At 67.4% G+C, this 11534-nt stretch carries 13 protein-coding genes; 7 read left to right on the top strand and 6 right to left on the bottom strand.

Annotation, left to right across the window (positions count from 1 at the left end; all coding sequences use genetic code 11):
• The gene (locus tag A5745_RS11800; RefSeq protein WP_175879811.1) at window positions 1–1626 is read right to left on the bottom strand and encodes a DHA2 family efflux MFS transporter permease subunit; all 1626 of its coding nucleotides are present in this window, start codon (window positions 1624–1626) and stop codon (window positions 1–3) included.
• Between the two features lie 108 nt (window positions 1627–1734).
• Between A5745_RS11800 and A5745_RS11795 the strand changes: the two genes are divergently transcribed.
• Window positions 1735–2439 (top strand): DUF2334 domain-containing protein, encoded by a 705-nt coding sequence (locus A5745_RS11795; RefSeq protein ID WP_076064297.1) that lies wholly within the window; start codon window positions 1735–1737, stop codon window positions 2437–2439.
• 8 nt (window positions 2440–2447) lie between these two features.
• Here A5745_RS11795 and A5745_RS11790 read toward each other — a convergent pair whose 3' ends face one another.
• Window positions 2448–3032, bottom strand: coding sequence for a carboxymuconolactone decarboxylase family protein (locus A5745_RS11790; protein WP_076116138.1), 585 nt, complete (start codon window positions 3030–3032; stop codon window positions 2448–2450).
• Between the two features lie 91 nt (window positions 3033–3123).
• On the opposite strand from A5745_RS11790, the gene A5745_RS11785 reads away from it, so the two are divergent.
• Both A5745_RS11785 and A5745_RS11780 read left to right on the top strand, forming a co-directional pair.
• Window positions 3124–3396 carry a helix-turn-helix domain-containing protein gene (locus A5745_RS11785; protein ID WP_240563131.1) on the top strand — a complete coding sequence of 91 codons (273 nt, stop codon included), beginning with the start codon at window positions 3124–3126 and terminating at the stop codon, window positions 3394–3396.
• A 158-nt stretch (window positions 3397–3554) separates the two neighbouring features.
• Window positions 3555–5210 (top strand): FAD-binding dehydrogenase, encoded by a 1656-nt coding sequence (locus A5745_RS11780; RefSeq protein ID WP_076116137.1) that lies wholly within the window; start codon window positions 3555–3557, stop codon window positions 5208–5210.
• A 16-nt stretch (window positions 5211–5226) separates the two neighbouring features.
• Here the strand turns inward: A5745_RS11780 and A5745_RS11775 are convergent, their stop codons facing one another.
• The gene (locus tag A5745_RS11775) at window positions 5227–5865 is read right to left on the bottom strand and encodes an MBL fold metallo-hydrolase (protein ID WP_076116136.1); all 639 of its coding nucleotides are present in this window, start codon (window positions 5863–5865) and stop codon (window positions 5227–5229) included.
• Between the two features lie 33 nt (window positions 5866–5898).
• Between A5745_RS11775 and A5745_RS11770 the strand changes: the two genes are divergently transcribed.
• From A5745_RS11770 to purQ, 3 genes are all read left to right on the top strand, one after another.
• The gene (locus A5745_RS11770; protein ID WP_076116135.1) at window positions 5899–6570 is read left to right on the top strand and encodes an ATPase; all 672 of its coding nucleotides are present in this window, start codon (window positions 5899–5901) and stop codon (window positions 6568–6570) included.
• A 62-nt stretch (window positions 6571–6632) separates the two neighbouring features.
• Window positions 6633–6872: a phosphoribosylformylglycinamidine synthase subunit PurS gene (gene purS / locus A5745_RS11765; RefSeq protein WP_076064302.1), complete on the top strand. Its 240-nt coding sequence runs from the start codon at window positions 6633–6635 to the stop codon at window positions 6870–6872.
• Complete coding sequence (purQ, locus tag A5745_RS11760; protein WP_076064303.1) at window positions 6869–7543, top strand: phosphoribosylformylglycinamidine synthase subunit PurQ; 675 nt, start codon at window positions 6869–6871, stop codon at window positions 7541–7543. Before purS ends, purQ begins: the two co-directional genes overlap by 4 nt.
• On the opposite strand, the gene A5745_RS11755 is transcribed toward purQ, so the two are convergent.
• Both A5745_RS11755 and A5745_RS11750 read right to left on the bottom strand, forming a co-directional pair.
• Complete coding sequence (locus A5745_RS11755; RefSeq protein WP_175879810.1) at window positions 7540–8925, bottom strand: wax ester/triacylglycerol synthase family O-acyltransferase; 1386 nt, start codon at window positions 8923–8925, stop codon at window positions 7540–7542. The genes purQ and A5745_RS11755 overlap by 4 nt on opposite strands.
• 25 nt (window positions 8926–8950) lie before the next feature.
• The gene (locus A5745_RS11750) at window positions 8951–9766 is read right to left on the bottom strand and encodes a lysophospholipid acyltransferase family protein (protein ID WP_076064305.1); all 816 of its coding nucleotides are present in this window, start codon (window positions 9764–9766) and stop codon (window positions 8951–8953) included.
• Window positions 9767–9917: 151 nt separating this feature from the next.
• Between A5745_RS11750 and A5745_RS11745 the strand changes: the two genes are divergently transcribed.
• Window positions 9918–11000: an NAD(P)-dependent oxidoreductase gene (locus A5745_RS11745; protein WP_076116133.1), complete on the top strand. Its 1083-nt coding sequence runs from the start codon at window positions 9918–9920 to the stop codon at window positions 10998–11000.
• A gap of 14 nt (window positions 11001–11014) precedes the next feature.
• Here the strand turns inward: A5745_RS11745 and A5745_RS11740 are convergent, their stop codons facing one another.
• Window positions 11015–11485 (bottom strand): YbjN domain-containing protein, encoded by a 471-nt coding sequence (locus A5745_RS11740; protein WP_076116132.1) that lies wholly within the window; start codon window positions 11483–11485, stop codon window positions 11015–11017.
• Window positions 11486–11534 lie beyond the last annotated feature (49 nt).

Below are 11534 nucleotides of genomic sequence, written 5' to 3'. Positions count from 1 at the left end.
TCAAACGTCCGATCCGGCTGTTTGGCTTGCGGGCCGCTTCGGCAGAAACACCGCGGGGATGACCGTGGACACCACCAACGCGACCGCGACGACGAACACCGCCGTATAGGCGTGCGACAAATCGTGCAGCACATTGTCCGCGAAGCCCGGGGCGAGGGCCTGGCGGGGTATCGCGGCCGGATCGAGTGGCACCCCGCTGGCGGCGGCCTTCTGTTGCAGCGACGCGAGTTTGTTCGCCGCGGAGATGTTCTCGCTTCGATTGAACTGGTTGGTCAGGATCATCGACATGAGCGCGGTTCCCATCGAGCCGCCCACCTGGTGGCTGACGCTGATCAGCGTTGTGCCGCGGGCGATCTGGTGCGGCGCCAGCGCCTGCACGGACGCGACCGACAGCGGCATCATGGTGCATCCCATGCCCAGGCCCATGATCGCCAATCCGACCAGGAGCGTGGGTAGGTACTGCGCCTGCTTGGCCACCCCGAAGGCGAAGGTGCCCAGGCCGGTGGTGATCAGCGCGATGCCCACCAGGACGACCTTGCCCGGTCCCTGCCGGTCCACGAGCGGCCCGGTCAGGCGCATGGTCAGCATGGCGCCGAGTCCCTGCGGGATCATGTGCGCGCCGGCCTGCATCGGCGACTGATGCAGCACCTGCTGGAAGTAGCTCGGCAGCAGCAGGCCAGCGCCGAAGAAGGCGGTGGCGAAGACCAGCATCGTCACGTTGGCCTGGGTGAGCACCTTGTTCTGGAACAGCCGCAGATCGATGAGCGGGTGGTCCGCGCGGTGCCACGCGTGCAGCACGAACGCTCCGATCAACGCCAGGCCGACCGCCGCCGGTATCAGCACGCGGCGATCGGCGACGGTACCGCAGCGCGGAATCGACGACACCGCGAACAGGAACGTCGCTAGGCCCGGCGACAGCAGCAATACCCCGACGACGTCGAAGGTTTCCGAGCGCGCCGGGTGATCTCGCGGGAACACGATCGCCGCGAGGACGATGGTCACCAGGCCGATGGGGAGGTTGATCAGGAAGATCCACCTCCAGCTCGAGGTGTCGATGAGCCAGCCGCCCAGAATGGGCCCACCGATGGGGGCGAGCAACATGGGAATGCTCAGGATCGACATGAGACGGCCGAGCCGCCCGGGGCCCGCTTCGCGGGTCATGATCATGAATCCCAGCGGCATCAGCATGCCGCCGCCGATGCCCTGCGCCACGCGAAACACGATGAGCTGCAGGATGTTTGCTGCCACCGCGCACAGCAGCGAGCCCAGCGCGAAGGCAAGCACGGATCCCATGAAGAGCCGCTTGGTGCCGAATCGGTCGGCGGCCCAGCCCGTTACCGGAATTACTGTTGCCAAGGCGAGCGTGTAGCCGGTCATCGTCCATCCGACGACGGCTTGGGACGACCCGAATTCGGCGATGAAGGTACGTTGCGCGACGCTGACGACGGTGACGTCGAGTATCGCCATCACCGTGGCGAGGATGCACACGCCGGAGATCCGCAACAGCCGGGCGTCCAGCTTGTCTGGATAGACATGCACGCCGGGGGCGGGCTGCCGCGTGGGAGTGGTGGTCAGCGGGGTGTCGGCCGCTGCGGAACGGGCCTTCTCCATGGCGTTGCTTAGCATATCGAATCGATTACCGGGTCCCTGGCCTGCGTCGCCGCGGACTCGATATACGCCTGCTGTCCGCGTGTCCTTCACCATTCCGACACCTGACATGGTCAAACTGCGGGTGTGTCTGGAAAATTGATCGTCTCGGTCTCAGGGATAGGGGAGCGCACCCTGGGCGACGTTGAGGCGTTCTGCGCACAAATGGATGCCCGCAACGTGCCGGTGTCGTTGCTGGTGGCCCCGCGGCTATCCGGCGACTACCGACTCGACCGCGATCCGCGCACAGTCGAGTGGCTGACCGCGCGGCGCGCCGCGGGCGACGCCATCGTGCTGCACGGCTACGACGACCCGGCCACCAAGAAGCGGCGTGGCGAGTTCGCCATGCTGCGGGCGCACGAGGCCAACCTCCGGCTGACGGCCGCCGACCGGGTGCTCGAACACCTCGGGTTGCGCACCCGGCTGTTCGCGGCACCGGGCTGGGTAGTGTCACCGGGCGTGGTCAAGGTGTTGCCGCGCAACGGGTTTCGACTGCTGGCCGACCTGCACGGGATCACCGACCTGGTCCGTCACACCACCGTCCGCACCCGCGTGCTCGGCATCGGAGAGGGCTTCCTGACCGAGCCGTGGTGGTGTCGCATGGTTGTGCTGTCCGCCGACCGGATCGCCCGCCGGGGCGGGATCGTGCGCATCGCGATCGCCGGCCGCCAGTTGCGCAAGCCCGGGCCGCTGCAAGCGGTGCTGGACGCCGTCGACCTGGCCGCGATGCACGGCTGCACCCCGACGGTGTACCAATGGCGGTCCGGCAAAGCCGTTGTCGACGCCGCCTGATCAAGCCGTCATAAGTCGGCAATGGAGCCGAAGGTGGGGGCGCCGGGCTCGAGGCTGACCCTGGCGGCTCGGGCCACGAAACTAATGGCGTGGTACCAGCCGCACAAGAAGAGCAGATCGAGCAGGCTGGCATCGCCGAATTCCGCGCTGAGTTGTCGCCACAGCGCATCGTCGATATCGGCGTTGTCGTGCAGGGCATCCACCGCCCGGATCAGTAGCCGATCGCGATTCTCGGTCCAGCAGTCGTCCTCGTCGTCGCCGGTGACGAGCGAGGCGACCTGCCGCGCATCGAGGCCCACGCGTTCGGCGAAGAATGCGACGTGTACGCCCCACTCGTACTCGCAGCCGCAACGCGCGCAGGTCCGGTTGATCACGATCTCGCGGTCGCGCATCGACAGCGACAGCTGGCGGCTGAGTTCGTAGCGACCCCACGGGCCCATTGCCTGCGCCATGGGAAGGTTCCGGACGAAGGTGCGGAAGAGCCCTATCGGCGGAACCCCGGCCGGCATCATCGTCTGCAACTGGGCGTCGACCTCGGAATCGTAGGGCGGGTCGAGCGGGGAGATCCTCGGTGTTACTGTTTCCGTAACCATGACCTCGCAGCGTATGTTACGGAAACCGAAACGTCAACAGCTTCCGCGTCCGGGTCAACCGGTTCGGGGCTCCGATAGCGGACGGCCACTCATGGCCGCCCTCGACCTTCTCGGCCGTCGCTGGTCGCTACGGATTCTGTGGGAGCTGCGAGACGGCCCGCTGGGGGCTCGTGCGCTCCGTAGCCGCTGCGACGGCATGTCACCGAGCGTTCTTTACGACCGGCTCGGCGAACTCGCCGCAGCCGGACTGATCGCCAGATCCGACGAGGGGCATTATCAATTGACTCCGATCGGGCGACAGTTGGGCGTGGCCCTCGACCCGCTCGATCACTGGGCTCGCCAGTGGGCCGAGGAAACTCGCTGAAGAGTATGGTGTTCGGGCTCGTTCGAGCGCTCGGCGAAGCGTATCCCGTTGGGCCACAGGGGCTCCGTCGATGACCTTGTTGCTCCGTCGCGATGTCGACGCGGCGTGACTAAGCCGTCCGCTTAATCGACCGGCGCGGGGCACTACCCTGTTCCGACATGAGCGAATCTTTCGCAGCCGATGCCATCGTCGTCGGGGCGGGCTTGGCGGGCCTGGTCGCCGCCTGCGAACTGGTGGATCGCGGCCTGCGCGTGCTGATCGTCGACCAGGAGAACAGCGCCAACTTGGGTGGGCAGGCCTTCTGGTCGTTCGGCGGTCTGTTTTTCGTCGACAGCCCCGAGCAGCGGCGGCTGGGCATCCGCGATAGCCACGAGCTTGCGTTGCAGGACTGGTTGGGGACGGCGGCTTTCGATCGTGAAGAGGACTATTGGCCGCGTCAGTGGGCGCATGCCTACGTCGATTTCGCGGCCGGGGAGAAACGCAGCTGGCTGCGCGATCGAGGCCTGAAGGTCTTTCCGTTGGTGGGTTGGGCTGAGCGCGGCGGCTACGGCGCACAGGGGCACGGCAATTCGGTGCCCCGCTTTCACATCACGTGGGGCACCGGGCCCGCGTTGGTCGAGATCTTCGCGCGTCGGCTGCGCGATCGCTCGGCGGTGCAATTCGCCCACCGCCACCAGGTTGACGAGCTGATCGTCGAGGGCGGCGCGGTGACCGGTATCCGCGGCACCGTGCTGGAACCGTCGCCTGAACCACGCGGGGTGCCTTCGTCACGAAAAGCTGTGGGGCAATTCGAGTTCCGTGGGTCGGCGGTGATCGTGGCCAGCGGCGGCATCGGGGGAAACCACGATCTGGTGCGCAAGAATTGGCCCAAGCGGATGGGCCGCGTCCCCGGGCAGCTGCTGAGCGGGGTGCCCGCCCACGTCGACGGCAGGATGATCGGAATCTCGCAGCAGGCCGGCGCGCGGGTGATCAACCCCGACCGGATGTGGCACTACACCGAGGGCATCACCAACTACGACCCGATCTGGCCGCTGCACGGCGTCCGGATCATCCCCGGCCCGTCTCCGCTGTGGCTGGATGCGTCCGGCAAGCGGCTGCCGGTTCCGCTGTATCCCGGGTTCGACACCCTAGGCACGCTGGAGTACATCACCAAATCCGGATACGACTACACCTGGTTTGTGTTGAACGCCAAGATCATTGAGAAGGAATTCGCGCTGTCCGGCCAGGAGCAGAACCCCGATCTGACCGGGCAGAGCGTAAGAGAGCTGCTGCGCAACCGGGCCAGCTCCGGCGCGCCGCGGCCAGTGCAGGCCTTCGTCGACCGAGGCGTGGACTTCGTCGCCGCAAACTCGTTGCGCGAGTTGGTGACCGGGATGAACAAGCTGCCCGACGTGGTCCCGCTCGACTACGCGACGGTGGAAGCCGAGGTGACCGCCCGCGATCGTGAGGTGGCCAACAGGTTCAGCAAGGACGGCCAGATCACCGCGATCCGCGCCGCGCGTGGTTATCTGGGTGACCGGGTGGGCCGGGTGGTGGCGCCGCACCGCTTGACCGATCCGAAGGCCGGGCCGCTGATCGCGGTCAAACTGCACATCCTGACGCGAAAGACATTGGGCGGCATCGAGACCGACCTGGCCGCGCGGGTTCTCAAGGCCGACGGCTCACCGTTGCCCGGCCTGTACGCGGCCGGCGAGGTGGCCGGGTTCGGCGGTGGCGGCGTGCACGGCTACCGGGCGCTCGAGGGCACGTTCCTGGGCGGCTGCATATTCTCCGGCCGAGCCGCCGGCCGCGGCGCCGCCGCCGACATCGCCTAGCCTTTGGCTGTGTGCGCTAGAAGGTGACCCCGCTTTCTTCGGGCAGCACCTGAAAGTCTGTGTCGGTCATCTCGGTGAGCCGGCCGTAGTAGATGCCTCTCGCGTCCGGGGCGATGATCCCTTGGTGAATGGGCACCGCGCGGGCCGGCGCCACCGCACGCAGGTAGTCGACGGCCTCGGAGACCTTCATCCACGGCGCCGCCGCCGGAGCCGCCAGAACGTCCACCGGCTCGTCGGGCACGAACAGCGCGTCGCCGGGATGCATGAACCGTGCGCGATGGTCGGCGTCGCCGATCAGATACGAAATGTTCTCTATCACAGGGATTTCCGGGTGGATGACCGCGTGCCGGCCGCCGACGGCCCGGACGGTCAGCTCACCGATGCGCAGCTCGTCGCCGACGTGCACCGCTTGGCACGGGTCGCCGAGCTGTGCGGTGGTCTGCGGATCGGCGTAGAGCGCGGCGTCCGGGTTGCCCTCGAGCAGCGACGGCAGCCGGGCGACATCGACGTGGTCGGGGTGTTGGTGGGTGATCAGGATGGCGGTCAGGCCGGTGATTCCCTCGAAACCGTGCGCGAAGGTGCCAGGATCGAAGAGCACGCGGGTTTGATCGAACTCGGCGAGTAAGCAGGAATGACCGAAATGCGTCAGTAGCATGTTTACGATTGTGCCCTGACGGGGGTGATACCGATGCGGGTGATCCTGGCGACGATGCTGGTGGTCGGTGGCCTCGCGGTGGCCCTTGTCGTCGTGGTACCGGCACACGCCGAGCCCCAGACGTGCCCGCCGGTGTGCGACCAGATCCCAGACAGCGCGTGGATCCAGCAGCGCGCCATTCCGCTCAATTCCGTGTACAACTGGCCCGCGCTGGCCGGCCTGGCGACGCCGGCGACCGGGGCCGGGCCGCGCTTCCGCTTCGAGACTCTGTGCGGGTCGCCGGCGATTCCGCAGGACCCGCGCGATTCGGCGGTGGCGGCCCGGGCAACCGTCGTCCACCCGGACGGGCAGTGGCAGTTGCACGCGCAGATCCTGCATTGGCGCGGTGACACGGCGCGCGGCGGTTCGGCCGCGGCCGCGGTGTTCAGCACTGCCGTCGCCGCCCTGCGAGCCTGCCAGCAGGGGGCGCCGCAGCAGTCGCCGTCGATCACCACCGACCAGCCGAATCGGACGGCCGCGGTCGTCAGTGGGCCGGTGGTCATGCACACCTACCTGGTCGCACACGTCGCGAGCAGCACGATCACCGAGCTCACGCTGTGGTCATCGGGACCGCCGGAGGTACCCTGGCCCTCGATGGCAGACGATCCGGTGCTGGACGCCATGACCGCGCCGCTGTGCGAGGCGTACATCGCTTCGTGTCCGTGACCCGCGTGCGGCAACCCTCGCCGGTAGAGTTAGCGCCGAGCGAGATCTGAGGAGGAGCGCCGGTGGCTCGGGTGGTCGTGCATGTGATGCCCAAAGCGGAGATTCTCGACCCGCAGGGCCAGGCGATTGTCGGCGCGCTAGGCCGGCTCGGCCACGGCGGGGTCTCAAATGTCCGCCAGGGCAAAAGGTTTGAGCTCGAAGTCGACGACACCATCGATGACTCGGTGCTCGCCGAAATCGCGGAATCATTGTTGGCGAACACGGTGATCGAGGACTGGTCGATAAGCCGGGAAGCCCTGTGACGGCACGAATCGGCATCATCACCTTTCCCGGGACACTCGATGACGTCGACGCCGCGCGGGCCGCGCGCCGTGTCGGCGGAGAGGCGGTCAGCCTGTGGCATGCCGACGCCGACCTCAAGGGAGTCGACGCCGTGGTGGTGCCGGGTGGTTTTTCCTACGGCGATTACCTGCGGGCCGGCGCCATCGCCAGATTCGCCCCGGTGATGGCAGAAGTGGTCGACGCCGCGCGGCGCGGCATGCCGGTGTTGGGAATCTGCAACGGTTTTCAGGTCCTGTGTGAGGCCGGGTTGTTGCCCGGCGCCCTCACCCGCAACGCGGGTCTGCACTTCGTCTGCCGCGACGTGTGGCTGCGGGTGGCCTCGACCGCGACGGCATGGACGTCGCGTTTCGAGCCCGAGGCCGATCTTCTGGTGCCGCTGAAGTCCGGCGAGGGCCGATACGTGGCACCCGCGGCTGTGCTCGACGAACTGGAGGGCGAGGGCCGGGTGGTGTTTCGCTACCACGACAACCCCAACGGCTCGCTGCACGACATCGCTGGCATCAGCTCGGCCAACGGCCGCGTCGTCGGCCTGATGCCGCATCCCGAGCACGCCATCGAGGCGCTGACCGGTCCCTCCGACGACGGGCTGGGCCTGTTTTATTCGGCGCTGGACGCCGTGCTCGCCGTTTAGCGGTAAAGCTCAGCCGCGCAACGTAATTCGCGGAAGGCCGCGGTGAGCGCGTCGGTCGCGTCGTGCGGGTCGTTGAACGTCCGGTCGTCGGTGAGCACCGCGATGCCGAGCTGGTCGACGTAGCTCCACACGGTGATGTTGACCGGCGCGCCCGGCGACAGCACGCCGGTCGAGTAGATCTCGCTGACCGTGGCGCCGCCGAAGTGGCCACGCTCGCGCGGGCCCACGACGCTGGACACCGCGACGTTCATCACCTTGTTCGGCGCCTCGCGCCGTGCCAGCCAGCGAAACGCGGGCGGGGCCAGCGCGGTCGGCAGGTAGGTCATCATCCGCTCGTAGAGGCGGGGGCCCAGAATTTCGTGGTCTTCCTTGGCGATTCGGGTCGCCAGCGCGACCAGCCGCGCCCGTTCGGCCGCGTCTGCGATGTGCACGGGCAGCGAAACCATCAGGCCGCTGATCTCGTTGCCCGTGATCCGGTCGGACTTGTCGGTGGCGGTGGGCACCGACGCGATGATGGGCCGGTCGGCCGCTCCGTCGTAGGCCAACAACAGCTTCCGAAGGCCCCCGGCCGCCGTCGCCAGCACCATGTCGTTCATCGTGATGTCCAACGCCTTGGCGGTCGCCTTGACGTCGGGCAGCGGCAGCGTCGCGCTGGCGAACTGCCGCCGGGGTGACACCACGTGGTTGAGGAAGGTCGGCGGTGCGTCGAACGCGTCGGCCAGGTCGGGGTGTTTCCCGCGCTGGCGGGACCGGCGGCGGACCCGGAACAACCCGACGGCCGCGTCTTTGACCAGGCCCGGCAGTTTGGCGGCTTGCCGGGCGTGGTCGCGCGCGGCGGCGCGCAGCAGCTCGGACGTCGACGGGGTGACGCAGGGTTCGTCGTCGTCGCGCTCGTCGGTCGGCCCGTCCTCGAGGTCCATCGCGCGCGCCAGCAGGTTGACCGCGGCGACGCCGTCGGCCAGCGCGTGGTGGATCTTGCCGATCAGCGCGAATCGGCCGCCGGTCAGGCCCTCGGCGAAATGAAACTCCCACAGGGGGCGGTCGCGATCCAGCGGCGTAGAGGCCACCTCACCGATGACGGCGTCGAGCTCCCGTCGCCCGCCCGGCGCGGGCACCCGCACCCGCCGCAGGTGGTAGTCCAGGTCGACCTCGCAGTTCTCCAGCCACATCGCGTGATGCAGTTTCCACGGGATGTCGACGAGCTTGTAGCGCAACGGTTCTAGCAGATGCAGCCGGCGGCGCACGTGGTGCCGGAACGCCTCGAAACCGAAGTCAGATTCGCAGCTGGAGGGGTCGAGGACCGCGACTTTCAGCGTGTGCGTGTGCAGGTTCGGCGTCTCGCTGTACAGCAGCATGGCGTCCATGCCGTTGAGCCTCTTCACACGCCACCTCGCTCCCGGAGACGAGTCAGCCCAGAATGGGGAACCGGCGCTCGGCGGCGAGCCGGTCGAGCGCGGTCTGCATCATCGAACGCACGTAGGCGTCGACTTCGTCGATGTCGGGATCGTCGCCGAAGCGGGCGGCGATATCGATCGGCTCGAGGACCTCCGTGACGATCTTGGCCGGCAGCGGCAGGTTGGGCGGGAAGATCACGCTCAGGCCGAACGGAAAACCGAAGCTGATCGGCAATATGTTGATCCGGGCCTTCGTCAGTCGCAGCGTGCGCGCCAGCCAGTTGCCGCGGGTCAGGAACAACTGCGTCTCCTGGGCGCCGATGGACACGATGGGCACGATCGGCACCCCGGCTTCGATCGCCGTCCTGACGTAGCCGGTGCGACCGTCGAAGTCGATGGTGTTTTCGCTGAAGGTGGACCGGTAGGAGTCGTAGTCGCCGCCCGGGAAGACCAGCACCACCGCACCCGAATGCAAAGCGGCGGCCGCGTTTTCGCGGCTCGCCTCGATGACCCCGAGGCGGCGCAGCCACCCGTCCAGCGGGCCCATGAACAGCCCGTAATGGCCCAGGGTGTAGACGGGCCGGCCGTAGCCGAACCTCTCGTAGAAGGCCGGCGAGAAGATCAACACGTCGGGAGTGAACATGCCGCCGGAGTGATTGGACACGACGAGCGCCCCGCCGGTCGACGGGACGTTGTCGATGTTTCGCACCTCGGCGCGATACCACCGCTTGATCCACGGACCGATGGCTTTGGAGACCTGCTCGGTGAAGGCCGGATCCCACTTGGCGGTCTCGCGATTGTCCGCCGCCGCGCCGTCGCTGCCCTTCATGGTTCGCCCTCAAGTTCCGCCGGTCGTGTCCTGCTATTTGCTATTGCCAGCGCGATGGCGGTCCCAAACCTCAGCGCGTTTGCGGCATATGCTACTCTCTATTTTGGAGAATGTCATATCCGTTTGCTGGCTCTGGGGCGCTCGGGAGAAAATGACCGAAAAGGTTCTTGTCACAGGTGGATTCGGCCTCGTCGGCTCGCAGACAGTGCGCCGGCTAGTTGCCGATGGCCATGATGTGGTGGCTACGGACCTCGGAACTCCCGCTCAGCGCAAAGCCGCGGGATCGCTACCCTCGGGCGCCGAGGCGAGCTGGGCAGACCTGACCGACCCGGACGAGGTCGCCCGTCTGGTCACCGAGGCTGCGCCGACGGTGATCATCCACCTGGCCGCGGTGATCCCGCCCTCCATCTACCGTGATCACGAGCTGGCTCGTCGGGTCAATGTCGACGCGACCGCAGCGCTGTTGCGTGCCGCGCAGTCCAGCCCCCACCCGGTGCGGTTCATCCAGGCGTCGAGCAACGCCGTGCACGGCTCGCGCAACCCGCACCGTCATCCGGAGCTGGTCCGCGCTGACACCCCGATCGCGCCATCGGATGTGTACGGAGCGCACAAGGCCGAGGCCGAGCGCCTGGTCCAGGACTCGGGTCTGGAGTGGGTGATCCTTCGTCTCGCCGGCGTGATGAGCGTCGATCTCGACGCCATGCCGCTGAATATGGATGCGCCGTACTTGGAAAGCGCGCTGCCGACCGACGGACGCATTCACACCGTCGACGTCCGTGATGTGGCGCTCGCGTTCGCGACCGCCACCACGGCCGATGTTGTCGGTGAGATTCTGCTCATCGGAGGCGACGAGTCCCACCTGCTCCGACAGGGCGACGTCGGAAAGGCATTGGCCGCCGCGCGGGGACTGGTCAATGCCTTGCCGCCGGGGCGGCCCGGCGACCCCGATAGTGACGAGGACTGGTACGTCACGGACTGGATGGACACCACCCGGTCTCAGGAAGTTTTGAAATTCCAGCGCCACCCCTGGCCGGACATGCTCGCCGAGATGCGCGCCGCCGCTGGGTGGAAGCGCTACCCGCTGCGGGTTATCTCGCCGGTCGCCCGTCAGTTGCTGAAACGCCGGGCCGCGTACCGGAATTCGCCCGGCCGCTACGCCGACCCGTGGGGAGCATTCCGGGCCGAGTTCGGCGAGCCATGGCCCGACGGTAAGAGGCGCGGCGCTACGAACTAGTTGGTTCCGAAAGTTCAGCCGGCATCCAACACCAGCGGCTCTTCCATCGATGACTGCTCGACGATCGGGCTCAACCCGCCGAAGAATTCGATCGCCGCGGCGATCGCGCGATCGACGAAAGTCGCGAAATCCTCGAAGGCCACCCCGCCCCGGATCCAGTGCGAACGGCGTGCGACGACACCGATGCGCTGTGGATCGGATGAGTTGTGCACGATCGCGGTGACGTCGCGATCCTGCCGATTCCACGTGTCGGCGAGATGCGTCAGCCAGGGCCGGTCGGAAGCGGGGAAGAAGCATGCGGGAGCAACCCGGATGAGCAACACGTCGTGATGCCCGGGCGCGATCTCGAGGTGTACATGCAGGCGGCGCGGACGGGTGTTGGCGACGTAGAAGTATTCGCCATCGTGCGCGCCTCGGAAGTAGCGGCTGCCGCGCGTGCGCAGATAGCGTTCGATCAGGTCTGCGCAGAGCGGCTCACTCGTCATGCCGTCAATGCTGAGGACGGTGGCTATGCGGATCCTTGAGCCGAGCGAG

Origin of the sequence: Mycobacterium sp. IS-2888 (genome assembly GCF_001954215.1) — a bacterium.
Classification (GTDB): domain Bacteria; phylum Actinomycetota; class Actinomycetes; order Mycobacteriales; family Mycobacteriaceae; genus Mycobacterium.
The sequence above is the reverse complement of the archived record's forward strand: the minus strand, read 5'-3'. Positions and strand labels throughout refer to the sequence as shown.

What these genes read in the sequence shown, in the direction of transcription:
- A5745_RS11800 (WP_175879811.1), bottom strand. Translation starts at nt 1,626, where the DNA reads ATGCTAAGCAACGCCATGGAGAAGGCCCGTTCCGCAGCGGCCGACACC.
- A5745_RS11790 (WP_076116138.1), bottom strand. Translation starts at nt 3,032, where the DNA reads ATGGTTACGGAAACAGTAACACCGAGGATCTCCCCGCTCGACCCGCCC.
- A5745_RS11785 (WP_240563131.1), top strand. Translation starts at nt 3,124, where the DNA reads ATGGCCGCCCTCGACCTTCTCGGCCGTCGCTGGTCGCTACGGATTCTG.
- A5745_RS11780 (WP_076116137.1), top strand. Translation starts at nt 3,555, where the DNA reads ATGAGCGAATCTTTCGCAGCCGATGCCATCGTCGTCGGGGCGGGCTTG.
- A5745_RS11775 (WP_076116136.1), bottom strand. Translation starts at nt 5,865, where the DNA reads ATGCTACTGACGCATTTCGGTCATTCCTGCTTACTCGCCGAGTTCGAT.
- A5745_RS11770 (WP_076116135.1), top strand. Translation starts at nt 5,899, where the DNA reads ATGCGGGTGATCCTGGCGACGATGCTGGTGGTCGGTGGCCTCGCGGTG.
- A5745_RS11750 (WP_076064305.1), bottom strand. Translation starts at nt 9,766, where the DNA reads ATGAAGGGCAGCGACGGCGCGGCGGCGGACAATCGCGAGACCGCCAAG.
- A5745_RS11745 (WP_076116133.1), top strand. Translation starts at nt 9,918, where the DNA reads ATGACCGAAAAGGTTCTTGTCACAGGTGGATTCGGCCTCGTCGGCTCG.
- A5745_RS11740 (WP_076116132.1), bottom strand. Translation starts at nt 11,485, where the DNA reads ATGACGAGTGAGCCGCTCTGCGCAGACCTGATCGAACGCTATCTGCGC.